General features: G+C 61.3%; 26 protein-coding genes. 6 read left to right on the forward strand and 20 right to left on the reverse strand.

The window, feature by feature from the left end:
- Nucleotides 1-2: 2 nt before the first annotated feature.
- From Q1A07_RS03610 to Q1A07_RS03670, 13 genes are all read right to left on the reverse strand, one after another.
- Nucleotides 3-605 carry a class I SAM-dependent methyltransferase gene (locus Q1A07_RS03610; RefSeq protein ID WP_299777901.1) on the reverse strand — a complete coding sequence of 201 codons (603 nt, stop codon included), beginning with the start codon at nt 603-605 and terminating at the stop codon, nt 3-5.
- Complete coding sequence (locus tag Q1A07_RS03615) at nt 602-1567, reverse strand: cupin domain-containing protein (protein WP_299777903.1); 966 nt, start codon at nt 1565-1567, stop codon at nt 602-604. Before Q1A07_RS03615 ends, Q1A07_RS03610 begins: the two co-directional genes overlap by 4 nt.
- Complete coding sequence (locus Q1A07_RS03620) at nt 1568-2197, reverse strand: pyridoxamine 5'-phosphate oxidase family protein (RefSeq protein WP_299777905.1); 630 nt, start codon at nt 2195-2197, stop codon at nt 1568-1570. It abuts the gene before it with no gap.
- Between the two features lie 74 nt (nt 2198-2271).
- On the reverse strand, nt 2272-3240 hold the full coding sequence (locus tag Q1A07_RS03625) for a nuclear transport factor 2 family protein (protein WP_299777907.1): 969 nt from the start codon (nt 3238-3240) through the stop codon (nt 2272-2274).
- The gene (locus tag Q1A07_RS03630) at nt 3237-4259 is read right to left on the reverse strand and encodes a LacI family DNA-binding transcriptional regulator (RefSeq protein WP_299777909.1); all 1023 of its coding nucleotides are present in this window, start codon (nt 4257-4259) and stop codon (nt 3237-3239) included. Before Q1A07_RS03630 ends, Q1A07_RS03625 begins: the two co-directional genes overlap by 4 nt.
- A 12-nt stretch (nt 4260-4271) precedes the next feature.
- Nucleotides 4272-5033 (reverse strand): SDR family oxidoreductase, encoded by a 762-nt coding sequence (locus Q1A07_RS03635; RefSeq protein ID WP_299777911.1) that lies wholly within the window; start codon nt 5031-5033, stop codon nt 4272-4274.
- Entirely contained in the window at nt 5030-6076 is a 1047-nt protein-coding gene (locus Q1A07_RS03640; protein ID WP_299777913.1) for an ester cyclase, read from the reverse strand. Before Q1A07_RS03640 ends, Q1A07_RS03635 begins: the two co-directional genes overlap by 4 nt.
- Nucleotides 6077-6138: 62 nt before the next feature.
- Nucleotides 6139-7467: a histidinol dehydrogenase gene (gene hisD / locus Q1A07_RS03645; RefSeq protein WP_299777915.1), complete on the reverse strand. Its 1329-nt coding sequence runs from the start codon at nt 7465-7467 to the stop codon at nt 6139-6141.
- A gap of 12 nt (nt 7468-7479) precedes the next feature.
- Nucleotides 7480-8010 (reverse strand): ester cyclase, encoded by a 531-nt coding sequence (locus Q1A07_RS03650; protein ID WP_299777917.1) that lies wholly within the window; start codon nt 8008-8010, stop codon nt 7480-7482.
- A 129-nt stretch (nt 8011-8139) separates the two neighbouring features.
- Nucleotides 8140-9297, reverse strand: coding sequence for a carbohydrate ABC transporter permease (locus tag Q1A07_RS03655; RefSeq protein ID WP_299777919.1), 1158 nt, complete (start codon nt 9295-9297; stop codon nt 8140-8142).
- Nucleotides 9297-10322 carry a carbohydrate ABC transporter permease gene (locus Q1A07_RS03660; protein ID WP_299777921.1) on the reverse strand — a complete coding sequence of 342 codons (1026 nt, stop codon included), beginning with the start codon at nt 10320-10322 and terminating at the stop codon, nt 9297-9299. The genes Q1A07_RS03655 and Q1A07_RS03660 overlap by 1 nt, the downstream gene beginning before the upstream one ends.
- A 125-nt stretch (nt 10323-10447) precedes the next feature.
- Nucleotides 10448-11665, reverse strand: coding sequence for an extracellular solute-binding protein (locus Q1A07_RS03665; RefSeq protein ID WP_299777922.1), 1218 nt, complete (start codon nt 11663-11665; stop codon nt 10448-10450).
- Between the two features lie 76 nt (nt 11666-11741).
- The gene (locus Q1A07_RS03670) at nt 11742-12833 is read right to left on the reverse strand and encodes an ABC transporter ATP-binding protein (RefSeq protein WP_299777923.1); all 1092 of its coding nucleotides are present in this window, start codon (nt 12831-12833) and stop codon (nt 11742-11744) included.
- Nucleotides 12834-13405: 572 nt separating this feature from the next.
- Here Q1A07_RS03670 and Q1A07_RS03675 point away from each other — a divergent pair.
- Complete coding sequence (locus Q1A07_RS03675) at nt 13406-13951, forward strand: ester cyclase (protein ID WP_299777924.1); 546 nt, start codon at nt 13406-13408, stop codon at nt 13949-13951.
- Here Q1A07_RS03675 and Q1A07_RS03680 read toward each other — a convergent pair.
- Together Q1A07_RS03680 and Q1A07_RS03685 are read right to left on the reverse strand one after the other, a co-directional pair.
- Complete coding sequence (locus Q1A07_RS03680) at nt 13940-16117, reverse strand: thiamine pyrophosphate-dependent enzyme (RefSeq protein WP_299777925.1); 2178 nt, start codon at nt 16115-16117, stop codon at nt 13940-13942. The two genes, Q1A07_RS03675 and Q1A07_RS03680, sit on opposite strands and share 12 nt — an antisense overlap.
- 127 nt (nt 16118-16244) lie before the next feature.
- Nucleotides 16245-17468 carry an acyl-CoA dehydrogenase gene (locus Q1A07_RS03685; protein WP_299777926.1) on the reverse strand — a complete coding sequence of 408 codons (1224 nt, stop codon included), beginning with the start codon at nt 17466-17468 and terminating at the stop codon, nt 16245-16247.
- A gap of 108 nt (nt 17469-17576) precedes the next feature.
- Here Q1A07_RS03685 and Q1A07_RS03690 point away from each other — a divergent pair, with 108 nt between their 5' ends.
- A complete protein-coding gene (locus Q1A07_RS03690; protein ID WP_299779147.1) occupies nt 17577-18467 on the forward strand; it encodes a LysR substrate-binding domain-containing protein in 891 nt (296 codons plus the stop codon).
- 232 nt (nt 18468-18699) lie between these two features.
- Nucleotides 18700-19014, forward strand: a complete 315-nt coding sequence (locus Q1A07_RS03695; RefSeq protein ID WP_299777927.1) for a hypothetical protein — start codon at nt 18700-18702, stop codon at nt 19012-19014.
- Between the two features lie 29 nt (nt 19015-19043).
- Here Q1A07_RS03695 and Q1A07_RS03700 read toward each other — a convergent pair whose 3' ends face one another.
- Together Q1A07_RS03700 and Q1A07_RS03705 are read right to left on the reverse strand one after the other, a co-directional pair.
- Nucleotides 19044-19727, reverse strand: a complete 684-nt coding sequence (locus tag Q1A07_RS03700) for an SOS response-associated peptidase (RefSeq protein WP_299779149.1) — start codon at nt 19725-19727, stop codon at nt 19044-19046.
- Nucleotides 19728-19835: 108 nt separating this feature from the next.
- Nucleotides 19836-21392, reverse strand: coding sequence for a bifunctional metallophosphatase/5'-nucleotidase (locus Q1A07_RS03705; RefSeq protein WP_299777929.1), 1557 nt, complete (start codon nt 21390-21392; stop codon nt 19836-19838).
- A 153-nt stretch (nt 21393-21545) separates the two neighbouring features.
- Here Q1A07_RS03705 and Q1A07_RS03710 point away from each other — a divergent pair, with 153 nt between their 5' ends.
- Nucleotides 21546-21896, forward strand: a complete 351-nt coding sequence (locus Q1A07_RS03710) for a DUF952 domain-containing protein (RefSeq protein WP_299777931.1) — start codon at nt 21546-21548, stop codon at nt 21894-21896.
- Nucleotides 21897-21909: 13 nt separating this feature from the next.
- Entirely contained in the window at nt 21910-22953 is a 1044-nt protein-coding gene (locus Q1A07_RS03715) for a quinone-dependent dihydroorotate dehydrogenase (RefSeq protein WP_299777932.1), read from the forward strand.
- Here the strand turns inward: Q1A07_RS03715 and Q1A07_RS03720 are convergent, their stop codons facing one another.
- From Q1A07_RS03720 to Q1A07_RS03730, 3 genes are read right to left on the reverse strand one after another with little or no spacing between them, the layout of a single operon-like run.
- On the reverse strand, nt 22954-24288 hold the full coding sequence (locus Q1A07_RS03720) for an MATE family efflux transporter (protein WP_299777934.1): 1335 nt from the start codon (nt 24286-24288) through the stop codon (nt 22954-22956).
- Complete coding sequence (locus tag Q1A07_RS03725; RefSeq protein WP_195820149.1) at nt 24281-24796, reverse strand: PaaI family thioesterase; 516 nt, start codon at nt 24794-24796, stop codon at nt 24281-24283. The genes Q1A07_RS03720 and Q1A07_RS03725 overlap by 8 nt, the downstream gene beginning before the upstream one ends.
- Nucleotides 24793-25215, reverse strand: coding sequence for a PaaI family thioesterase (locus Q1A07_RS03730; RefSeq protein WP_299777937.1), 423 nt, complete (start codon nt 25213-25215; stop codon nt 24793-24795). The genes Q1A07_RS03725 and Q1A07_RS03730 overlap by 4 nt, the downstream gene beginning before the upstream one ends.
- 132 nt (nt 25216-25347) lie before the next feature.
- Between Q1A07_RS03730 and Q1A07_RS03735 the strand changes: the two genes are divergently transcribed.
- A complete protein-coding gene (locus tag Q1A07_RS03735; protein WP_299777939.1) occupies nt 25348-25722 on the forward strand; it encodes a MerR family DNA-binding transcriptional regulator in 375 nt (124 codons plus the stop codon).
- Nucleotides 25723-25840: the final 118 nt, after the last annotated feature.

Here is a 25840-nt window from a genome sequence, read left to right on the forward strand (position 1 = left end):
CCTCAGATCTTGCGCGCCATGAGCACGCTGTGTTTGTTCGTCTCCGGGTCCTCGGCCAGATAACCGGTTAACCGCAAACCATTTTCTTCCAGACATGTGGCATATTGCGCTGGCGAGAGCGAGGCGTGATAGACAGGCTGCCCCCCTACGGTGCCGGTGACCTCCCCCGCCTCCGGCCCAACTGTCATCAGCAGCGAAGCCCCCTGTTTCAAATGGGTGGCCATGCGCCCGATACAGCCGCGTTGTTCCGCCGGCGTGAGGTGGAAAAAGCTGTCCCAGGCAACAATCCCGTCAAAGGTCTGCCCCAGCTCGAAGCTGCGCATATCCCCCTGCCGCCAGTCGCCCTGCGGCCAGCGGCTGCGCGCAATCTCCAGCATCGCATCAGCAAAATCCACACCAGTCACCCGGAAACCCTCGGCGATGAACCAACGCGCGATGGGCTCCCCTGCGCCACAGCCCAGATCGAGCACCCGACCGCCAGATGGGAGACAGGCCGCGAAACGCGCAAGCCAGCGTGCTTCGAAAAGCGCGCGGGAGCGTTGCGCATCATAGAGCGCAGCCTGCGTCTCATAGACGTCGCGAATGCCGTCAGGGTCGGCGGTCATCCCTGCCACGTCGGGCCAGCGGGATCCGTGGTCCCCACGATGTGATACAACGCCGCGTCGCCGGTCATCGACGGCACCACGCTGTGCATCAGGTTGTCAGGCACCGACATCGTGTCACCCGGCGCAAGCGTGGCGCTGCCGCCGTCCCATGTGACCCGCCAGTGGCCGGTGACGGGCATGAGCACCGAGGGCCTGTCATGCGCGTGCATCGCGTCAGTGGCGGATCCGCGGGTCATCAGCGTCACCTCGAACCCCGGCTTGTCACGCAGCATCGCCTCCGCGCCAATGACTTTTGCGGGTGTCTTGTCGGCCAGAGCGACCATGTCCCAGTAGCGCGCAACGTAATGAGGGATCACATCGGAGGTCGTTGGTTCCGGGTAGGCTTTCAGTTCATCGTCGGTCAAAAGCGGCATGGGCTTCACACCGTCGGGCAGGGCCTGACCCTGCTTGGTGTCATAAAGTTTGCCGTCCTCCGATAGGACCAGCCCGTGATCCGCCGCGTCCTCGATGACCTGCGGCGCCCAGATCACACCCCCGCCCGCGTCATCGCCGCCGAGGATAGCCATGATCATCCCGTAATCATCACCGATGTTCTCGAACCCGCGGAAGATGCCGGTGGGAATGTTGAAGATGTCGCCCTCCTCCAGCACCACCTCGCCCGCGTCACCCCAGCGGCCCCAGAAGAAGCGCCAACGGCCCTTCAGCACAAAGAACACCTCCGCTGTGCGGTGACTGTGCAGCGAGTTGCGGCACTTCGGCGGCTGGCCCGCGGCACCGATATTGAAGCCGTGTGGAATGGAAATATGCACGTGCTGGTCTGGGCTTTCCGAGACACCGCCGCCAATGATGGTGAAGTTCTCCTTCTGGTCAGAGCCGGGCGTGTGGGCATCGATAAAGGCGGTCTTGCACGGGTGGAGGTCGCCATAGCGGACAATGCGGGCTTCCATGTCAGCGGGGGTCATTCAGGTCTCTCTTCTTTCAAGTTGGGCGCGCAGGACGGCTAATTCATTGACCAGGCGCGTATTTTCAGTTTCAAGCCGCTCAATCTCGGGCGCGACAAGGGCGGTGAGTTCGGCGGTGTCAAACCGCGGGGTGATGAATTGTGGGCAGTTCCAGTCAAAAGCGTCGAGGCTGATGGTCGCCAACCGTTCGACACGGCCCTGCCCTTCGGCGGCCAATTGCGCGGCGAGCTCGGGGTTCCCGGCGGCGGGCTCGAACCGTGCGCGGCCCTGCAGTTTCATCCGGGCCTTGCGCGGGTAGTCCATCAGGAAGAGCGACACGCGATCGTCGCCGGCGAGGTTGCCTTCGGAGATATGCTGGCGATTGCCGCGATAATCGGCGAAGCCTAGCGTGTGATCGTCGAGCACCTTGAGGAACCCGGCAGGCCCGCCTCGATGCTGAATGTACGGCCAGCCCGTCTCGGACACCGTAGCCATGTAAAAGGACGTGCGGCTGGTGATAAAGGCCACCTCGTCTTCGTTGAGCGCGTGGGTGCGGGCGCCGTAGCTGCGGGCATAGGTCTCGGCGGTGCCGTCGACCTGTTGGAGCGCCTTGACCGCCGACGTGAACATGATGTCGTCATAACGTTGCATGGTGCGAACCTCTTGGGTGTGTAAGTCCCTCCAAATTGGGGACTGACCAGTTCCAATACAAGGTCATGGTGCCCTCACCCAGTCTGCAACAGGATCTGTTTCCAGATCGTCGTTTCATCAAAGATGACATATTCCCGACGCAGACCCCAGGGGCCGAATTCAGCATGGCTGATGCCCAACACATAGACCTCGGCTCCCGTAGGCGCGCCGAAACGACCCCAGCCAGAGTGTTTCCCGTGTAGTGACCAGCGCAGGGCGGCACGTGGCGGCATCATCGGATCATCCCGCCCGATCTGGTGGTCGATCTGGAAAGTCGCATCCGGGAAAGATGCGCGCAGACCCATCCAGAACTGATCCACATCGCCGTGGCTGTGCCCGGTGTGCCCCCCGGGGTATTCCAAATGGCACCCCCGATCGTATTCAGCAGGTATCGCCGCCATATCAGCCCCCATGAGGCGGGTGAGGATATCAGCGTATTTCGCGCCCCATTCATTGTCGTTGCCGTTGCCCTTGTAGGGTCCCGGCTGATCATTGGAGAGCGTCAGCGGCTGCACACAGGCCTCTGGCCCGCCTTCCCGCGCGATAAGGTCGGCAGCATAAGCCTTCGGCTCCCATCCCAGCTGCCGCACGATGGCCCCTTGATCGCGGATCAGCCATTCATCGTTGATCTGATTGTTGATGGCGTGGCAATCGGCAAGGATGCGGTAGGTGAGCGTCTTGCCCGTTGCCTCTCCGTAGACACCATCGTGCGCATGGGTGGCCCGGCTGAGAATACGGTGAGAGGAGAGCATCCCCTCCTCGGGCGTGCCGGACCAGATCACGTCTTCACCAAAGAGCGTGCGATCTGGAAACTCGGCCAGCGTTGCCATCGTCGCACCGATGACATTGGCGTTGCCCAGCACCACCGAGGCAGGCGAGCGCACCACGATGTCGTCGGAGTAATACTGGTGCAGGGTCGCGATACCGCGGTCCTCCCAGATTTCCTTGGTGATGCCGATGATGTAATCGGGGAAATCGCGAAACTTCGGATCGAAGCCTTTCATTTACTCTGTCCTTTGGGTGCGCGGGCCGAGCCGCGGATAATCAGGGGGCCGTCGAGCGTGATGCGGCGGGGTTCGGTATCTTCTTCGGTGAGCCGCGCCATGAGCGCGTCTACCGTAGCGGCAACCATGCGACCGGCAGGCTGTCGCACGGTGGTCAGATCATAGCTGGGCCAATGGGCTAGCGTCACGTCATCATAGCCCACGACCGAGACATCCTCGGGCACGCGCAGGCCCAGCTCGTAGCGCAGCACGTCCATCACAGCAAAGGCCATGTGGTCGTTGGCGACAAAGACCGCATCGGGGCGGTCTTCTGGGCCAAACATTGCGCGGGCGGCGGCCTGTGCCGTCTCGAAATCGAAATTGCCCAGGCCCCGGGCATAGAGCGTCATACCCGCCGCCTCCAGCCCGGCGATGAAGCCACGTTCGCGGTCGATCTGGGTCGAGGCGCCTTCCCATCCGGCAATATGGGCGATGCGGGTATGACCGCCCGCAATCAGGAACTCAGCCAGCTTACGCCCACCCGCCTCATTGTCGGAGGCAACTGAGGTGAGCCGATCATCGTATTGGTGTCGGTTAAAGAGCACGATGGGAATGCCCAGCCCTTCACAGCGCTGCGTCAAGTCATTCGAGAGACCCACGGAGGCGGCGATGATGGCATCCACCTGGTAGTCCAGCAGCTCGTCGATGACCGTTTGCGTGGCGGCGTGATCGTTCGAGGCCATGAAGACAAGCACGTGGTAGCCTTCGGCCTGCAGCGCCTTGCTGAGGCGCTCAATGGCTTCGGGGTAGAACTGGTTTTCCAGATAGGCGACCACCAACCCTATTATGCGACTACGTCCGGTGATGAGCGAGCGCGCCAGCACGTTGGGTCGGTAACCAAGTGCTGCGGCGGCCTTGCGCACCTTCTCGGCGGTGTCCTTGCTCACCGAAGCGCCAGGTGTGAACACACGGCTGACTGCGGAGCGACTGACGCCCGCCTTTGCAGCCACTTCGAGGGACGTCACTTTACCCATATTCATCACCCGTGCCCATCATCCTGCGGTCCACCCCCCGTCGATTAGCATCGAGGTGCCGGTGACCATGGCAGAGGCATCGGAGGCAAGGAAGAGCACCGCGCCCATGATATCCTCGACCTCGCCGACGCGGGGCAGCTTTATCTTCTCCATGATCCAGGCGAGGCGCTCGGGATTGTCGAACGTCACCTGGCTGAGCGGTGTGCGGATGAAGGTTGGACAGATTGTGTTGATGCGGATACCAGCCTTACCCCACTCGATAGCCATGGCCTTGACCATGCCTTCGAGCCCGTGCTTCGAGGCGCAGTAAACCGCCCGGTCGACACCGCCCACATGGCCCATCTGGCTGGAGATATGGATGATGGAGCCCGGCTTTCCTTCTGTGATCAATGCCTTGGCCGCTTGAGCTGAGAGGAAGTAGGCCCCGCGCAGGTTGAGGCCCATCACCGCATCATAGTCTTCCGGTGTGGTTTCCGTCGCCGGGCAGTGGCGCGCGAGCCCCGCCGAATTCACGACGATGTCGAAGGGCGCGTCAAAGGCCCCGGCGAGGGCCGTCACATCGCTCTGATCCAGCGGCATCGCGTCCACCGACCAGCCCTGTCCGGCCATCGCATCGACGGCCTCCTGCAGAACCTCGGCCCTCCGCGCGGCACAGACCACATGCGCGCCCGCCTCGGCCAAGGCCACCGCACAGCCCAAGCCGATACCCGAAGAGGCGCCGGTCACCAGCGCGCGCTTGCCCGAAACATCGAAGCTGGGGGTGCGGGGCAGATCGCTCATAAGGCCACTCCGGTTTCGGGATCAAACCCCGCGCGCGCCTTGTTGAATTCACGCATGCGGGCCAGCACATCGACACCAATCTGATCGTACATGTGCAGCAGGTCCACCATCACCCAGTTCTCGCGGATAAGCCTCTTCTCGATACGCCAGAAGTCGAGGCTTCGCATCTCGATCTTCTTACCCGTCGGCGCAATGCCGAGCCAGCCGCCATGGGTGATCGACTGGTACATGTCGGGCCAGCCTGTCACGGCCGCGTAGTTGCGATCACCGAAGAAGTGATATTCGATCTCATCCACATATTGCCCACGGTCCGGCATACCGTTGAGAAACGGGATCTGGTGCCACTTGCGGAAGCCCTCGATCCCGCGCCCGGTGCCGATCCCGGACGGCCCGTACCAGGTCATGCGTGGATGCCAGAATCGTTCCATCTCCATCACCTCGGGGCCACCTTGCGACGGGTGGCGCTTAAGGTATTCGAGCATCTCGACGATGTGATCGCGGCTCGCCTGCGCAGCCTCCGCATCATAAGGCCCCGGCACCAACCCGTCACAGGTGGCAGGCCCCGGAATGTGCCACTCCCGCCCCAGCGACGGGCTCATCGGCCAGGCGCCCGCCTGCATCATCACCTCCGGGATATCCCAAAGCGCCTGCATCTCGGTGATCTTGCCACCCTCGAACCGGTAAAACTCGTGAAACCGCATATGCACCAGATGCCCGGTTGGCGGAATGTCGAGCCAGGGCGCGCGAAACGTACCGGTGAAGAACCCGCCACAGCCGATCCAATCCGCCCCCTCCGGCGTGGGGCCCGCTATCACGATGTGGTCGCGCCGCTCCAGATCCGGCACCGCGCGGCCCAGTGGCCCATAAACCGCGTCCACGTAGGCATCGACGCCCCGGATCGTCTCGAAAGGAAAGGCCATGCGAAAGACTACATCCGGCGCGCAAATGTCATGCAGAACCGCACGCACCGCCCCGAGGTCAAAATCATACATCGCCGCGCGCAACGGCGACAAAAGCGCTTTGTGAGAGGAATGTGCGTCCATGTCTTCTTCTGGCCAAAAATATCCCGGGGGTCCGGGGGCAGCGCCCCCGGGCGGCGTAGATCCTACTCGGCAGCCTCCTGCGCAGGCGCGCCCTCGCCGTAAGGCACGTTTACACCACCGTAGCGTCGCACCCGAAGGTTACACTGCTCGGCATGCCCCACGAACCCTTCCAACATGCAGAGCCGCGAGCCATAGGCCCCGATCTCCGCCGCCGCCGCATCCGTTGTCACCTTCTGATAACTATGCGTTTTCAGAAACTTGCCAACCCAGAGTCCGCCGGTATAGCGCCCCGCCTTCTTGGTGGGCAGCGTGTGGTTCGTCCCAATGACTTTATCGCCGTTGGCCACATTGGTGCGCGGCCCGAGAAAGAGCGCGCCATAGCAGGTCATATGGTCAAGGAACCAATCGTCGCGATCCGTCATGACCTGCACGTGCTCGCTGGCCACGTCATCAGCCACCGCGAGCATCTCGTCGTAGCTGTCGCAGAGGATCACCTCACCATACTCCTGCCAGCTCACCTGCGCGGTCTCCGCCGTCGGCAAAATGGTCAGGATTCGCTCGATCTCGGCCAGCGTCTCCTCCGCCAGTTTGCGCGAATTGGTCAGCAGAACTGCGGGCGAGTTGTAGCCGTGCTCCGCCTGCCCCAGCAGATCCGTCGCACACATCTCCGCATCGACAGTCTCATCGGCAATCACCATCGTCTCTGTCGGACCGGCGAACAAATCAATGCCGACGCGGCCAAAGAGCTGGCGCTTGGCCTCCGCCACGAAGGCATTGCCAGGGCCGACGATCATATGCACGGGGTCAATGGTTTCCGTCCCGAGTGCCATCGCACCCACGGCTTGAATGCCACCCATCACATAGATCTCATGCGCACCACCCAGATGCATCGCGGCGATCACACCGGGGTTCGGCTTGCCCTTGAAGGGAGGGGTGCAGGCGATGATGCGCGGCACTCTCGCGACGCTCGCCGTCGCTACCGACATATGCGCCGAGGCGACCATCGGGAACTTTCCGCCGGGCACATAGCAGCCCACGGATTGCACAGGGATGTTCTTGTGTCCAAGGATCACCCCCGGCATCGTTTCGACCTCGATGTCCAGCATCGAATCCCGTTGAGCCTGGGCGAAGTTGCGCACCTGTTCCTGCGCGAACTTGATGTCTTCCAGCTCGCGCGGAGATAGCTGTGCGATCAGGTCATCGATCTCCTGCTGGCTCAGCCGGAAGGACGCGGGGCTGTAGTTGTCGAACTTCTCGCTGAGCTCCCGCACGGCCACATCGCCCCGCGCCTCAATATCCGCCAGCGTGGCCTCGACCGCCGCGCGCGTCTTGGCGTCATCGTCGGCGCGCTCGGCTTCGGGCTTGCCGCGTTTCAGATACTCGATTGCCATCTTACTCTCTCCTCACTGATCGGGGCGCGGTGGGGTTTTCTCGCCCCGATCAAAGGCTTCCCAGCCTTCGCCCCCGAAAACATCAACGCCCAGCTGGGCCAACACATGCGGAAAATCAACCATCACCCAATTGTCGGTGATCCTGCCGTCTTCCACCTTCCAGAAATCCATGTACCGAATGTCCACCCGCTTGCCGGTCGGCGCCACGCCCATGAACACACCCGAATGGGTTGCCTCCTGCCGCCCGAAGGCAGCCGCCCATTCGCCCATGTAAAGCCGCGCTTCATCCACGCAGACCTTGTCGGAAAACGCGGCTTGAAACGGGCGCTGCCAGTTGTCCTGAAACTCCCGCAGGCCCGTCTTGGTGCCACAGCCCTGGTTGCCCATCCAGCGGAAGCTCTCCGCAAAGAACGCGCCGATGTCGTCGATGCGGTGGTCGTTGAGCCCATCGACCATGCCTTCGATCACGGCGCGGGTGGCCTCTGTCTTGCTCATGTCCGTGTCTTTGGTCAGCACGGCCTGCTCTGGTCTGGATCCCTTCACCGGGTCCTCCTGTCATCATCAATCGTGAAAGGTGCGTGGGTTAAGACGCACCTCCCGTGATGAAATCCCGTGGCATCCGGTTCAGCGCCGGGTGGCGCTGCATGAGACCGGAGCGTGCGCGCTTGCTCATCAGCCCTTCACCGCCCCCGCTGTCAGGCCGCTGACGATCTGGCGTTGGAAGACCATGACCAGCAGGAAGAGCGGTGCGGTGATCGACACTGCGGCGGCGACCGCTTCGACCTGATCGGTGGTCGTCGTTTCCCGGTTGAAATAGCCTGCAATGGCCGGGACCATGGTCTGGTTCTGCGCGTCAAGCAGAAGAGCGGTCACGAGGAAGTCGTTGTAGCCCAGCAGGAAGGAGAACAGCCCCGTGGTGATGACGCCCGGCCACATGACGGGCATGATCACCCTGCGGAAGGCCTGAAAGTGCGAGCAGCCATCGACACGGGCGGCCTCGTCCAGCTCGGCGGGGATATTCTGGAAGAAGCTGCGCAGCATCCAGATGGTGAAGGGTTGGTTGATCGAGACGAGCACGGCGATCACCGCCCAGGGCTGGCCATAGAGCGTGGGCGCGCCCTCGCCAAAGATAGGCGCGAGGATTTCCGAGGAATTGATGAAGACCGGCAGGTAGCCTGCGACGAGCACCGAATGCGGCAGTGCGCGGAAGACCAGAGCGACAATTAGGAGCCAAAAGGCCAGATCAGATCCCGAGCGTGCCAGCCCGTAACCCGCCAACGTCCCGACGGTGAGCGAGATGGTCACGACGCCCGCAGTCACCAGCATGGAGTTGAGGAAGTTGCGATAGAATTCATTCTCCGCCCAGACGGCGACATAATGCTCGGTTGTCATGCCAAGAACGGGTGTGCCAAGTGGCCCGAGGATGCCGTTGAGCGCGCCAAGGATCATGGGTAGCAGTCCAAGGAAAATCAGCACGAAGGCGATGGCGTAGACCAGAGCCCCGACAAGCCAGCCCAGCGCGATGAGACCCGGCGGGCAGTAGTGCCGCACCCAGCCCGGGAGCCGGGTGAAGGCCCAGCGGATCGCGAAGTAGAGCACGACCAGGCCGAAGATGACGTCAAGCACGGAAAGCCCATCGCCGCCTGCGCGTGTGGCAGGGCCGAGGATTACATCCCACGCGCTGTCAGCGAAGGCATCGACAGGAGATTTGAAGCTCATCACCGCGATCCAGAAGATGGGGAAGGCGGCAAGCAAGCACCAAATGGCGAGGAAGGTGCCGGAGGAGAGGCGCAGGGCCAGGGGTTGCTGCATGGCTTTGGGGGTAGACATCAGTGCGCGCTCCCTTTGTGGTCGCGCCAGGTGCGGCGCAGCGGCAGGATCAGCAGGATGACGATGCCGATCATGGTGAGCATGGAAGAGGCGGAGGCGCGCGACATCGCGCGGTTGCCCGCATCGTCTGGTGTCATAAAGTCGAACGTCAACCACTGCAGCGAAATCACATGCGCTTGGCTGCGGAAGCCGACGATTTCATCAAATACCCGGTAGCAGTCCATCAGGTGGATCAAGGCGATGAAGATGATCAGCGGCATAAGGTGCGGCACAATCACGTGGCGCAACCGTTCCCAGCGGCTCGCCCCGTCGATCACGGCGGATTCCAGCGTGTCCATGTTCACGGTTTGCAGGCCGGCATAGAAGATCACGAAGGCGAAGGGGGCAACGTGCCACACGCGATAGAAATACATCAGCAATTCAATGGTCCAGGCCTGTGCGAACATCGAGATATTCGTGCCTGTCCAGCGTTCCATCATCGTCGTCAGGATACCGTCACCCACGAAGAGCCAGTAGATCGACAGTGACCCGATCACCGGTGTGATGATGAAGGGCAAAAGCGAGATGAAAATGATGGGGCCGCGGATGGACCGCGTGGCGTTGTTTACCGCCAATGCGATGGCGAGGCCAACGCCAATCACCAGCGGCAGGGTCAGCAGCGTAAAGGAAAGCGTGAAGCGCAGCGCCTTCCAGAAGTCGATCTGCATGATCTGGTTCCAACTGCCGTTGCCGACGGCGGCCCAGAATTTGTCCATCTGCAAAACGTTGCGGTAACTTTGCAGCCCCACCCATTGCGTTTCCGTGATCATCTTGCCGTTCTCGTCGAGTATCGGAACTGTCTTGATCTCGGTTGTACAGGTCTGGGTCAGAAAGCCTGGTGTACAGGTTTCGACTTCGACTTGCTCCAAGATCGGCTGCGTGACCTGAAAACTCTGAATGAAAACACTAACCAGTGGGGCCGCAATGAACAGGAGCATCATGAAGACCGAGGGCCCGACGAAGGCTGCAAATGTCTTGAACTTCATGATCGCCTCCTAGCGACAAACCAGTTTGCAAAGTGGCCGTGAAGAGTTTGCAAAACACACATCTGATGCGCTTGACACACCCTTGGGCCGGCGAGGGCTGGCCGGGCGACCCGGCCAGCACCAATTTACTTGAGGACGCCCGCTTCCTTAGCGGAGGTGGTGTAGGCTTCCTCGATGGCCGTCAGCGTCGCCGCAGCATCCCGCTCACCAGTCAAAAAGGCGGGCAGTTCGTTGCCCAGGGCGGTGTGCAACAATCCCATCTGGGTCGTGGACGGGTAGGCAGGCGGCGCCGGGTTGGCAGTTGCCGTTGCAATTGCCCCCTCGGCGATGTCCGTCGGTTGGTATCCATCAACCAGCCAGATGGCCGCGTCGTTTGCGCCCTGCACCGTCTCGGCATCCAGACCTTCCATGGCTAGACGAAACGCAGCATCTGCCTCTTCATCCGAGATGTTCTTGGCGATCACGATACCGTCCCACCAGAGCGTCGTGGCCGGGGCGCCATCGGCCACCGCCTTGGGCGCGGCCGCCATCGCGACCTTGCCGACAACCTGACTTTCAGCCTCATCGTTCATCGCGCCCGCGCGGCTTGCCCAGAGGTTCGCCATGGCGATTTTGCCCTGCTGAAACTGCTGTTGCACGTAGGTAGAATCGCTCACCAGCACCTCGGGATCGGTGAATTCCAGCGCCGCCTGCATTGTCTCGAGCGACGCCAGACCTGCGTCCGAGTTGACCGCTGTTGTATTGTCATCATTGAAGAATTTGCCGCCGTGACCGGGATGCATGTTCACAAATTCCTGGGCGAGGTTCCAGCCGGACTTCATCGTTGCGCCCAGCGGATACTCCATAACACCCGCTTCTTTGATCTTAGCAGCGGCTGCGTAGACTTCGTCCCAGGTGGTCGGCGTCTCGATGCCGAGATCGGCCAACACATCGGAGCGATACATCAGGTGCTGCGTGTTCACCATCATTGCCACAGCCATGATCTGACCATTGATCCGGATGAGTTGGTTCGGCTTGAGATTGGCGCCGTACTTCTCAACCAGATCGTCCAGCGGACGAATGGTGCCCGCGTTCAGGAGCGGCGTGATGGTGCCGTTCGACACACCGCCGATCTGGTAGAGCGAGGGGTTGGCTTCAAAGGCCGCAGGCTGCTTGGTCCGGAATTCCTGATCGAGTTCGGCCTGGAAATTTCCGCATTCGGCCATGGCGTCGGTGACGGCTTTCCACGCCTCGAACCCGGCGCTGAGAGACTTGACCGGCACCTCATTCTGATAGGAGCAGGCCAGCGCCGCGCTCCCCAAGAGCGAGACAGCGCCCGCCAGTGCGATTTTCTTCAAGAACATATGCAAACTCCCTTTTGCAGTTTTGCAGAGTGCATCTTGCAAGGCTGCACTCGTGATTGGCCCCTTAGGGCATGTGTTATCCTGCGGCACCGATGTGTGCGCTCGTTTCTGATCCTCTGGCGTCGATGCGCTGCCCGGTGGCCGTATCGAACAGGTGGCAAATCGCCACGGGAACAGCGAAGGAGATCGTATCGCCAATTTCGGCGCGGAACTCCTTATGGGCCTTCACCGACACCAGCTGCCCCCCGGCGCGGACGGTCAGCATCGTGGCATCACCCAGAAGCTCGATCGTGTAGATCGGCGCAGTGATCTGCCCGTCACTACCTTCGGCCAAGGTCGCGTCCTCGGCCCGGAAGCCCAGCGTGACCGGACCGTCCGGACCTGAGAGGCCCAAGATCGATACATTATCGCCAGTGAAGGTGCCGCCCTGCATCTCGCCGTCCATCAGGTTCATGGCGGGGCTACCGATAAAACTTGCCACGAAGGTATTGGCGGGGTGGTCGTAGATGTCGGTGGGCGTGCCAACCTGCTGCACCTTGCCCTGTTTCATCACCACGACACGGTCGGCGAGCGTCATCGCCTCGATCTGGTCGTGGGTCACGTAGACGGTGGTCACCTTCAGCTCGTGGCTGAGGTTCTTGATCTGGGCGCGAGTCGAGACGCGCAGCTTGGCGTCGAGGTTCGAGAGCGGCTCGTCCATGAGGAACACGTTGGGTTCGCGCACGATGGCGCGGGCAAGGGCCACGCGCTGACGCTGGCCGCCCGAGAGCTCCGCCGGTTTGCGGTGCAGGAAATCATCAAGCTCCACCATGGCGGAGGCGCGGCGCACGCGTTCGTCATGTTCGCTGTCGGGCACTTTGCGCACCTTCAGCGGAAAGCGGATGTTCTCATAGACGTTCATGTTCGGGTAGAGACCGTAGGACTGAAACACCATGGCCACGTCGCGGTCTTTGGGGTCGAGGTCATTCACCACGCGCCCGTCGATAATGATCTCGCCGTCGGTGGCGTCTTCAAGCCCGGCAATCATGCGCATCGTCGTGGTCTTGCCGCAGCCCGATGGCCCCAGCAGCACGAGAAACTCCTGGTCGGCAATCGTGAGGTCGAAATTATCGACCCCGACAAAGCTGCCCCACCGTTTATTGATGTTACGCAGTTGAATCTCAGCCATGCCGCCCCCGCTGTCGTGCCCTGCCTTTTGCAGGATGCCTTAACGCTAGACATTCAACTTGGCGCTTGGCAAGAGTTTTTTGCACACGTGTGCAAAGCTTAGTCAAAACCGGCAGGACCTGCCCCTACACAGAGCGCAAAGCTGATAATTCACGATTTTTTAAACGGCCTGCGTCAGCTTGAAGATGCCGCGTTGCAGCGCAGATGCGATCAAGGTCTGCACCCTGATTGCCGCTTTTATATGTCGCATCCTTGCAGTTCTTTGCCGGGTACTGACGCGATTGCCGAACGGGTCTTCAAACCGCTTTGCGCCGCACTGCAGCACGCGCACCGAAGAGACGAAATATTCATCGCCGGGTCCTGCCGACGCGCAGAAGGCTATGGCTGGATCGCCTCTGCAACGCACTATCTCGGCATTTTTTGTGCCCCTTTTTGGTGCATTCGCCCGTCCAAAAGAATGGCGTTTCTGCGCGTCGGCGAGTTTTACAGGGTCAAAAACAGCCGAATAACCCAGGCGCGAATCATCCTCGATCTGCCCGATCCGATGCGACGGGCCGGGCGCGATCCATTCGGGTGCAATTCGGGCTGGAAACCCTTTTCCCAGGCCCGGCGACCCATGACGGGGTGTTGCCCTACGGTGATCACGGCGCCCAAAGCCTGGACCTGGTCGAGGCAATGCTGGGCGATCTGCACATCTATGACCCGGCAACGGGTGGCTCCAATGGACAGACAGGCAAGGACGGCAATTGGGCTGAAGACATGTTGTGGTACGGGCCCTGCGGTATCGGATCAAATTACCGCTGGGAAAGGTTCGTCGAAGACCATCGTACGCCGTTCCTGGCAGCATTCCCGGATCGTAAGGGCGGCAATCACGACTGCCGGATCGGGGACGGCAACTACGCCGCCGTATCAGGCTGGCCGTCGATGACCATGACACACCAAGGCCCCTATCTGGGCGTCGCTCCAACGGGCCGGGCGCTGACGTTGCGAGTGATGGATTTCTATCGCTGCGCGGATGGCAAAACTGCTAAAAACTGGGTGCTGCTGGACTACATGCACGTGATGGATCAGAGGGGCTTGGACCTGATCGCGCACTCCAATGCGATGTCAGGCAACTAGGTTTTTTACAGCAGCAACAATACTATCGCGCGAGGGTAATGTGGCGGCATACGCCGGGCCCGTGGCGATGAAACTGTCCTCAGCTGTCAGCCGCACGCTTTCCATCTCCTTTTCCGCAAATAAAGCCATGAGAGCCTCGGCCTGACCGCCCGTGCGGCGACATTCATCGACAATGAGAAGTTTGCCACAGGTCTCGACGGCCTCCAGCAGGGCAGCTTCGGGCAACGGCGCCAGCCAGCGCAGGTCGACGACTCGAGTCGATATACCTTTCTCCGCCAACAAGTGCTGCGCCTGACGCGAGAGATAGTGCCCATTGCCATAGGTTACGATCGCCACATCCGTGCCATCACCGTGGACCCCGACCTGACCCAGCGCGATGCGCGCGTCAGGGTCGGGGTAGCGCGTCATCCACGCACCATCGCCTGCATCCTGCAGGTCCCGCATGGGGTAAAGCGCGATGGGTTCGACAAAAACACAAACCCGCTGCTCTTCTCTTGCCAGGCGATGACACTCCCGCAGCATCCGCGCGGCATCGGCGCCGGTGGACGGGCAGGCAATGACGATGCCGGGAATGTCCCGCAGCACGGCCAGCGAGTTGTCATTGTGAAAATGTCCGCCGAACCCCTTCTGGTACCCTAGCCCCGCTATGCGCAGGACCATCGGGTTGGTCCACTGCCCGCTGCTGAAGAACGGCAGCGTGGCCGCTTCGCCTCTCAATTGATCCTCCGCGTTGTGCAGGTAAGCGAGGAACTGGATTTCGGGCATGGGGATGAACCCGTTGTGCGCCGTACCGATGGCCAGTCCGAGGATCGACTGTTCATCCAGTAGCGTGTCGATGACCCGGTCTGGGCCGAAGCGCGCCTGCAGCTTCTGCGTGACCCCGTAGACCCCCCCCTTGCGCCCTACGTCCTCGCCCATGACCAAGGTCTCAGGATGCGCTAGCATAAGATCGTGCAGTGCCCAGTTGATGATCCGCGACATCGGCTGCGGCGCTTCCATCTGTTGGACATCGCCACCGAACAGGCGCAGACGTTGCTGCGGATCGGGACCGTTTGTTGGCGCACAGTTTCGCGCGGGCGGGATCAAGCTCGCCATAACGTCTTGTGCAGAGCCAAGATGCGGGCGTTTGACAACCTTCTCCGCTTCCGCCGCCACGGCCTCCAAGGTCTCGCGATAAATGTCGGAAAGCACCTCCGCCGATGTCCCCTGCGCGGCTATCAGCAGACGCGCCGAATGCAGCAAGGGATCATTCGCCTCATCCGCTTCCACCTCGGCGCGCGGCAGATAGCTGGTCGCGACATCAGCCCCTGCATGACCATAGAGCCGCACCATCCGCAGGTGCAGAAACGCGGGCTGCCGTCTGGTCCGCACGAAATGTGCCGCCTCAGATGCAACGGCAAAGGTGTCAAAGATATCCAGCCCATCCGCTTCAAAGTATCGGATGCCTGGGCGATGCTGGAAGGAGGCCTTGATCCATCCAGCGGGTGTCTTTGTGGAAATCCCGATGCCATTGTCTTCGCAGACCATCAAAAGCGGCAGGGGCACGCCCTGCGCTGCCGTCCAGCCTGCGGCGTTTATGGCTCCCTGCGCCGTTGAATGATTGGCAGAGGCATCGCCAAAGGAAACCATCGCCAAACCGTCCCGCGCAAGACAACGATGTTCGGGCGCGCGGCGACGGGCGAGACCAATGCTATAGGCCGCGCCAAGCGCCTTGGGCAGATGACTGGCGATGGTCGAGGTCTGAGGCGGAATCATCAACGGCCGGCTGCCCAGCACCTTGTGCCGTCCACCACTCGTGGGATCCTCCGCCGAACAGGCAAAACTCAGCAGCATATCCCGCATCATACCCGTTTGCCCGGCCTGCTGCGCCCGCGCGATCTGAAACGCGGCGTCGCGGTAGTGTAAAAAGGCGATATCATCAGGGCGCAAGGCCTGCGCCACAGCCGCCATACCCTCATGCCCGGACGAACCAATGGTATAGAACCCCTGCCCCATCTTCTGCATTGCGCGGCTTTGGATATCCAGCGCCCTGCTCAGCGCCTGCGCCCGGTAAAGCTCCAGCGCCACGGTCGGTTCAAGCGGCCCTGCCGGTGCCGCACCATCCGGAAAATCACCCGCCGCAAGCCGCCGCACCAAGGCCTCATGCACAATCTTCACGCGGTCCATACCGTCCCCAAACCCATTTCGTCCCGCGTTTTTATGTTACAGCACATAGGCTGACCAGACGCCCCGCTTCATTGTTCGAGCAATATGCTCGGGGGTCCGGGGGCAGACAGCCCCCGGCGCGCGCCGCTCAGAAAAATGCCTGGATCCCCGTCTGCGCCCGGCCAAGGATCAGTGCATGAACATCATGCGTGCCCTCGTAAGTGTTCACCGTCTCCAGGTTCATCATGTGCCGGATCACCTGGAACTCACCGCTGATGCCATTACCGCCATGCATATCCCGGGACATGCGCGCAATATCGAGTGCCTTGCCACAGTTGTTCCGCTTCACGATGGAGACCATTTCAGGGGCGGCATTGGCCTGGTCCATCAGGCGACCGACGCGCAGCGCACCCTGCAAGCCCAGTGAAATCTCCGTCATCATGTCCGCAAGCTTTTTCTGGAAAAGCTGCGTGCCCGCCAGAGGCTTGCCGAACTGGTGCCGGTCCAGCCCGTATTGCCGCGCCGCGTGCCAGCAGAATTCAGCCGCCCCTATCGCCCCCCAGCTGATGCCATAGCGCGCCCGGTTCAGACATCCGAACGGGCCTTTCAGACCCTGCACGTTGGGCAGCAGCGCCTCGTCGCCCACTTCGACGCCCTCCATGACAATCTCGCCGGTGACAGAGGCCCGCAGGGACAGCTTGTTGCCCACCTTCGGCGTGCTCAGCCCGGTCATGCCCTTTTCAAGGATAAATCCGCGGATCTTCCCACCATGCTCTTCGGACTTCGCCCAGACCACGAAAACATCCGCAATCGGCGCATTGGAAATCCACATCTTGGCACCGGTCAGCTTGTAGCCGGTCGCCGTCTTTTCCGCCCGGGTTTTCATGCCCGCCGGATCAGACCCCGCATCCGGTTCGGTCAACCCGAAACAGCCGATCCATTCGCCTGCACAGAGCTTTGGCAGGTATTTCTTGCGTTGAGCTTCGGAGCCGTAGGCGTAGATCGGGTAGATCACCAGGCTCGACTGGACCGACATCATCGACCGATAGCCGGAGTCCACCCGCTCCACCTCGCGCGCGACCACACCGTAGGAGACGTACGACCCTCCCAGCCCGCCATATTCTTCTGGGCAGGTCACGCCGAGCAGCCCCATCTCTCCCATTTCGCGGAAAATCGCGGGCTCGGTTGTCTCATTTGCGAAGGCGTCAATGATGCGCGGTTGCAGCTTTTCCTGCGCATAGGCGCGGGCGGATTCCTCAATCATCCGCTCGTCCTCTTCAAGCTGGTCGGCCAGGCGAAACGGGTCGGACCAGTCAAACGCACCCAGATCAGGCGCGTCCTTGGCTTTCAGAACGGGGGCTTCAACATTCATGTCATATCCTCGCAGCAATGCGCCCGGGCCGGGCTTTGCCGCATTATTGCAAAAGCACGGGCAAATGACTAACGATGCTTTATCCTGCGATCCATGAGAAAAAATCATATGTCGGTGCCGCGCCGCTATCTACCGTCCATTTCCGTGCTGATCGCTTTTGAAGCTGTGGCACGGCTCGGCAGCGCGACGCAGGCAGCAGCGGAACTGTCGCTGACGCAGAGCGCGATAAGCCGTCAGTTGAAGGCGCTGGAGGACCAGCTGGGTGTGACGTTGCTGGCCCGAGAAGGGCGCGGGTTGGTCCTGACCCTCAAAGGAGAAGATTATGTGAGAGAGGTGCGCACTGTCCTGCACCATCTGGCGCAGGCCGCTGTTTCCGCGCAAACGGATGTCGAAAGCGGACCGCTGAACCTCGCCATCCTGCCAGCCTTCGGGATGCACTGGCTGGCGCCGCGCCTGCGCGACTTTGCGCGCAGGCACCCCGAAGTAACAGTAAACCTGTCCACCCGGCTTGCCCCGTTTGATTTTCGCACCTCTTCCTTTGACGCAGCCATTCACTTCGGGCGCGAGGACTGGTCCGGCGTGGACTACCTGCCCTTGCTGTCAGAGACTGTTGTGCCGGTTTGCGCCCCCAGCCTGATTGATTCCGCCCTAACGGACCCGGAAGAAATCCTGCGCTACGATCTATTGCATCTGGATACCCGGCCACGCGGATGGGCGCGGTGGTTGCAGGCGCTCGGACACGCACAAGAGCCGCCTCCGGGCATGGTTTTCGATCAGTTCTCCACCATGGCGCAAGCAGCAATTCACGGGCTGGGCATTGCCCTTTTGCCCACCTTCTTTGCGGAGCCCTATCTGGCCGATGGTCAGCTGGTTCTCGCCTCGGAACAGACATCGCAGAGTATCGGTAGCTACTATCTTGTTTGGCCGCAGGAGCGCGCGGAGTCGCCCGCGCTTGCATCCTTTCGCGACTGGCTGGCGACCCAAAGGCTAACCCCCTAGACAATATAGACATTTGCGGAAAATAAACACACCCTTAACGAGAAAACACTGATGTTTCAGTGCATTGTACCGAGTTTAGAAACACTCTGTGCGCGGGTCGATTGCCGCTGCGGCGACACTGGTCCGGCCATTTTCAGCCCTAATTCAACTTTAGTTCAAACTCATCTGCCGATTGGGTGGGATCGGTTCGAGGGTGTTTGTTTTGTTGCTCAAATCTGTTTCGTTAGTTGCCTTGTTACTCCTTGGACCGATCCCATTCACCGGGGATCCCGCGCATGCCGAAGAGCGCGTGATCATGATCCTGCAAACCGCCTATTTCCCCAGTCGCACCGCGTTCGAGCCCGGTGACACACTGCGGTTTGTCAACGTCAGCGGACAGGCGCATACGGTCAGCAGTTCCGAGGGCATCTGGACAACCGGAGCCATCGAGCATGGCGATGAGATTACCTTAAAGGTGGACGCCTCTATGGCCGGACGGTTTCACGGCAAGTCCCAACGTTTGATCGAAGGACGTCTGGACCTGGCGCGGACACCGCTCACGCGCTGAGTCGCATAAAAATATCCGATTTCAAGACATCAGGCGTCGTCGGCACCAGCCAGCGGCGCTGTCAATTCAGCCCCGGCCACCTTGTTTGAGTTCACCGCACGATCCACGCGATGCCAGCGCAGTGCATCTTCCGGCGCTGCGCGCATCAGGCGCGCCGCCCCATGGCCCGCTTCGCCCAGCCAGAGTGGCCAGTCAGAAGGCTGCAGAATCACGGGCATACGGTGGTGGATTTGGGACATGCCGCGATTGGCTGCCGTTGTGACGAGCGCACAGCACCGCCTCCGGTCACCTTCCGGGCTGATCCAGTCTTGCCAGACGGCGGCCATAACCAGAACCTCACCTTTGGTCGGTGTGATGTACCAGGGATTGCGCAGACCATCTGGTGATTTCGTCCACTCGTAGAACCCGCTGGCAACAACCAGCGCGCGCCTTTGGCGCGCAGCATCGCGAAACGCCGGTTTGTCAGCGATGGTTTCAGCGCGCGCACTGATCAGCAATGGACCCGCGGTCGGGGTCTTGTACCAATGCGGCAGAAATCCCCAGCGCATGGAAGTCAGCCGCCGCGTCCCACCGCCGGCGCCCTGCACCACATGCACCTGCGTTGTCGGGCAAGCATTATAGTTCGGAACATCCGGCAGGTCGTTGTCCGGCAAGGCCTCAAACAACTGCACCATATCATCGGTCGGAAGGGCTATGACAAAGCGTCCGCACATTGTCGGCAACCTAGTTGTCATGTTCTGTCAACACCAGCAGGTAAGCGTTGGATACGAAAAACGCGCGCGAAAATCTCCGCGCGCGTTGGCTACACTGCAGAGGCTTGGTTACTTCGCCGTGATGCGGCCATCCGTGTAGGGTGTATAGGGACCGCTCGCCGCCAGGAACTCCGCCGTGACATCCGCAAGGTCAGGCCCGAAGTCATAGGCGTTCTGTGCATCCTTGAACATGGCGTAACCATCCCCGCCGTTGCGCACGTAGTTGTTCGACACGACCGAATACACTTTGTCCGGGTCAATCGGCGCATCACCCACCATCACGTCGCTGATCCGGCTGCCTGCAGGTTGCGCCACATCAAAGGCAAAGCTCATACCCGCCACCTGCGGGAAGCGGCCTGCGCCCTCTTCGTGCTGACTGACACCATTCTCCAACGCCTCAATGATCTTGGCACCGGTCACGTCGAAGGTGCTCAGCGTGTTTTGGAACGGCAACACGGTCAGCACTTCGCCCATGGTCACCTTGCCCGCATCGATGCTGGCACGGATACCGCCACCGTTCTGGATGGCGATCTCAACCCCCTGATCCTTTACGCGATCCAGCATCGCATCGGCAATCAGGTTGCCCATGGCGCATTCGCGCGCCCGGCAGTCTTCGCGCACACCGATGATCTCGGAGGCCGTTTCCGCCACCACCTTATTGCGGATTTCCTCCAGTGGTTTGGCCGCCTCGGCAATGCGGTCAGCGGTGGCGCTGTCCTTGTTTACGGAGGCATCAATCAGCAGCGGTTCGCCCTTGGCTTCGGTGATGTTACCCGCATCGTCGAAGGTCAGGTTCAGTTCACCCAGGAATTTGCCGTAAGCGTAGGCCTGCACAATGGCGGTCTCGCCCACCATCGTAGGATATGGCCCATCCGCACGATCAGAGGTGTTCGACAGCAGCGAGTTGGAATGCCCGCCGACAATCACATCGACACCGGTGGTCTCGGCCGCTACACGCTGGTCAACGCCATAGCCAGAGTGGCTGAGCACGATGATCTTGTTCACGCCGTCGGCCGTCAGCCGGTCAACCTCTCCCTGCACGGCAGCCACGGGATCGGAGAAGGTGATGTTATCCCCCGGCGAGGCCAACTCGTCGGTGTCCTCGGGCGTCAGGCCGATCAGGCCCAGCCTTTCGCCGCCCCGCTCAATGACGGTGGATTTGGCCAGTATGTCCGCCAGTAGCGGTTCGGCCGAAACATCCGCATTGGACATCAGGACCGGGAAATTCACCGCATCCATGAACCCGCGCAGCACCTCTGGGCCATCGTCAAATTCGTGGTTGCCCACGGTCATCGCGTCATAGCCCATCTTGTTCATCATCTCGGCCGCCAGCGCGCCCTTGTAGTAAGTATAGAACAACGTGCCCTGGAACTGATCCCCGCCGTCGACGAGGATGGCGTTGTTGGACCGCGCACGGGCCTCTTCAATCGCCGTAACCAGTCGCGCGGAACCGCCAAAGCATTTGCCTTCGGCATCATCCTCGACGGAACAGCCGCTGTCATACTTGCTGATCGGCTCGAAACGGGCGTGGAAATCATTGGTGTGCAGGATGGTCAGGCTGTACTCAGCCGACGCCATGCCGCTTGTCAGGGCAAGCGCGGCGGTCGCTGTCAAGAATCGTTTCATGGTTATCCCCTCAGTTGGAAACTGGTGCAATGGTGGCGGCTGAGGCGGCGGGTGTCAAAGATTGTGTGGGCTTTGCGGGACGCTCTGACCCTTGGTCACCATTGGCGTCGGGCACCCTTGACCCTGCATGCCCCGCAAGGCATCACCGCGCGCATGATGATATTTAAAATTTTCCGAAGTGATGAATGGGCAGAATTGCGTGCCAGGGGCACAACTGCCGGAGCGCCAATCGACGTGACCGACGGGTATGTGCATTTCTCAACCGCAGCACAGGCGGCTGAAACGGCTGCCAAGCATTTTGCCGGTATGGATGGCCTGATGCTTCTTGCGGTGGAGACCGACCGGCTGGGCGATGATCTGAAGTGGGAGATTTCGCGGAGCGATCAGCCTTTCCCGCATCTCTATCGGGACTTGCGCCTCGAAGATGTGGTCTGGGCGCAGCCCTTGCCGCTCGACGGCGGTGTTCACCAGTTCCCCGCAGGTCTGGAAGAAGCCAGCGCGTGACCGGGCATCACCGATGAAACGCGCGCTGGAACAGCTGGGCCTGCGGGCGCTGCGTCAGATCGACCCCGAAAAGGCCCATGGCCTGGCCCTGCGCGCGTTACGCGGCGGGCTAGCCGCCGCACCGGGCCCGATCACCACGCCACGTCTGGAAACAGAAATCGCCGGGCTGGCTTTGCCGAACCCCGTCGGGCTGGCCGCCGGCTTTGACAAGAACGCAGAAGCAATCACGCCGCTGTCGCAGGCAGGTTTCGGATTTTTGGAAGTCGGCGCGGCAACGCCCCTTCCCCAACCCGGCAATCCCAAACCACGGCTTTTCCGCTTGCGCGAGGATGCGGCGGCCATCAACCGGTTCGGGTTCAACAATGACGGGATGAAGGTGATTGGACAGCGCCTTGCAGCGGCCCATGCATCCATACCGGTAGGCATCAACCTGGGCGCCAACAAGGCCAGCCAGGATCGGGCCGCCGATTTTGCCCAAGTCATGGCGCATCTGCGGGGAGATGTGGATTTTGCGACTGTCAACGTCTCCTCGCCCAACACCGAAAAGCTGCGCGACTTGCAGGGCCCTGCAGCGTTGGCGGCTCTGCTGGACGGTGTCATGCAGGTACGTGACAGCACGCCTGTTTTCCTGAAAATCGCCCCTGACCTCAACGCGTCCGAGATCGCGGATATCGCCGTCGTTGCAAGCGATGCGAAGGTTGACGCGATCATCGCAACCAACACAACGCTGTCGCGCGACGGGTTGCGGAGCCACCATGCCCAAGAAGCGGGTGGCGTCTCCGGTCAGCCGCTCTTTGACCGCGCCACCAAGGTGCTGGCGCGGCTTTCCCAGCACACAGACATCCCCCTCGTCGGGGTTGGCGGCGTCGGCTCTGCCGAACAGGCCTATGCCAAGATCTGCGCGGGCGCTTCCGCTGTCCAACTTTATACAGCGCTGGTCTATGGGGGGCTTTCGCTTGTGCAGGACATTGCCCTTGGGCTTGATCGCCTGCTCGAGCGCGATGGTTTTGCCTCCGTGCAGGAGGCTGTTGGTAGCCGCCGGGCCGATTGGCTCTAATCACACCTTCTCGGCAGAGGCTTCCAGTGCAGGATAGCGCAACCCCAGGGTCACTCCACGTACGATGAAGGAGATCAGCAGCGCCAACCACAACCCGTGATTGCCCAGCACCGGCAGCAGTATCGCAATGGCCGCCCAGTAAACCACAAAGCTGACCGCCATCATGTTGCGCATGTCCTTGCTGCGGGTGGCTCCGATGAAAATTCCGTCGAACATCCAGGCGGCACACCCTACCAGCGGCGCGATGATCATATAAGGCAGGAAAACCCGCGCGGTCTCCTGCACCTCTGCGTTTTTGGCCATCACATCAATGATCCATCCCCCCGAGAATGCAAAGGCAGCAGTGGTTACGATGCAAATCACCATACCCCAACAGGATGTGATCAGCGCCGCGCGGCGCACATCGGCTCTGTCGCCGCGTCCAAAGGCCCGCGCGATCAGCGTTTCGGCGGCAAAGGCAAAACCGTCCATCGCGTAGGCGGTGATGTACATGAACTGGATCAGCACCTCGTTTGCGGCCAGCGTCACATCGCCAAACCGCGCGCCAATAAAGACGAAGGAGGAAAAGATGATCATCAGCATGGCCGAGCGCAGCAGGATATCTGTGTTCAGGAGCGCCATGCGGATAAGCTTGGCCCGGTCAAAGATGCGCGGCCAATCCCGCCAGTCAGGCCGCGCAAAGGCAGCGCGACAGAACCACAAGCCAAAGGCGGCGCCGGTCAGTTCTGCGATCACTGTCGCGACGGCCACCCCCTGAACGCCCCAGTCCAGAACCAACACGAAGAGCAGATCGAGCAGGATGTTGACGCCATTCATCACCAGCTGCACCCAGAACACACCGCCGGTGCGCTCCATTGCCACAAGCCACCCGGTCAGCGCATAGACCGCAATCGCCGCGGGCGCGGACCAGATCCGGATGCTGAGGTAGGACCAGGCGAGGCTTTCCACCTCGTCGCTCGCGGGGGCAAGGTTGAGCGCGCCCCAGAAGATCAAGGGCTGCAACACGATCAACGCAAACCCGCCCGCAAGCGCCACCAGCAGCGCACGGGTCAGCCAGGCTGAGACCTCGGCGCTGTCCCCCGCCCCTTCGGCCTGCCCGACGAGACCGACGGTGCCCATGCGCAGAAACCCGAAAATCCAATAGACCGTGGAGAGAATGATTGCTCCCAAGGCAACCGCCCCAATAGGGGCCGCCTCTCCCATCTGCCCCACGACACCCACGTCGACCGCGCCCAGAATGGGCACCGTTGCATTCGATAGAACGATGGGCAGCGCAATCTTCAGAACGCGGCGGTGGGTGACCCCAACCGGTGCGCCCTGAACGGTGTCACTCACGCCGCTGGGGCATCAGGAAATGCCCCGTGGCCTGTGCAAAAAGCCGGTTGCGATTGTCCTGCCACGCCTCCACATGCACAGAAGCGTACCGGCGGCCAGAGCGGTTGATCCGCGCCCGCGCATAAGCATCGCGCGGCAGGCCGGACCGCAGATAGTCCGTTGAAATATCAATTGTCTTCGGCAAGCGCGGCAGGCCACCCGCCTCCAGCGTTGCCGTATCAATTGCCCCCGACTCCACGTCTTCCCAAAGGTACGTCCAACTCAGCGTGATGATCGCCGTCACCTCCAGAAAGGCCGCCGTCACGCCGCCATGAATGGCGGGCAGCATCGGGTTGCCGATCAGCTTCTGGTCAAAGGGCAGAACCCCGGTCAGCTCATCACCCTTACGCTCGAACTGCATGCCCAGATACTGGATATAGGGCACCCCCTCAACCAGCGCCCGCAACGTGGCATCGCGGCGTTGCTTGATCACCTGAACCGGCTCGGGCGGGCGGCGCGGCGCCTTCATCGCGCGGCCTCCACGGTGAAGGCACCGGTCGCAGATGCCACGGGATTATCCGTATCCTCATCCGTCGCCGTTGCGCGCACGAACGCCACCGTACGGGTAACGTGATAGCAGATTGCAGTGGCCGTGATCGACTGGCCCGGCGTGGCGGCACGCATGTAGTCGATGCGTAAATCGATCGTGGCCGTCCCACCGGGGCTCGCCGGGTGGCTCATCACCGCAGCCCCGCAGCAGGTGTCCATAAGGGCCGAGACAGCACCGCCGTGCAGCACCCCGGTTTCAGGATCCCCCACGAGCTTTTCATCGTAGGGCATCTCAATGGTCGATGTCCCCTCTCCCATCTCCGTCAAGCGCATGCCAAGCGCCTTGCTGTGTGGAATCGCTTCGATAAACTGTCGCGCGATATCGGTCTTCGTGGCCATGGAAGTCTGCTCCGAGGGGCGGTGCCCGGTTTCGTCTGCCCCTTTATCAACGCATCCAGCTGCCAAGAGCAAGAGCGACGGTTGCGCTCGGGCAGCGCCCGGCCTAGCCTGTGCTTCAGGGAGAGAAGTTGCATGGCAGACCACCGCCTGACATTCAAAGAAATGTGCGCCGAATTCGACGTAACCCCGCGCACGTTGCGCTACTACGAATACATCGAGCTGCTTGAGCCAGACCGCGAAGGGCGCGCCCGATTCTACGGCCCCCGCGAACGGGCCCGCATGAAGCTCATCCTGCGGGGGCGCAAATTCGGTTTCCAGCTCGAAGACATCCGCCAATGGCTGCTGATTTACGAAAACGAGGGCACCTCGGCGCAGATGGAGGCCTGGGTGGCGCTTGCCGATGGGCAGCTCAAGGAACTGGCGGATCAACGCAGGCAATTGGATGAGGCCATGCAGGAGCTTCAGGACCTGCGCGATTCTGTTGCCAAAGAGATCACGAAACCCTGACCCAAAAACCGCGTAAAAGCGCGCCCTGGCGCGGATATACGCAAGTTTCCGCACATCCTCCCGCGTCTTTTGGCTCGGACAGCCTTTGTGACGTGACGTGCCACTGGGCTTCCGTCAT

Source organism: uncultured Roseobacter sp. (assembly GCF_947492555.1).
Lineage (GTDB): Bacteria > Pseudomonadota > Alphaproteobacteria > Rhodobacterales > Rhodobacteraceae > Roseobacter.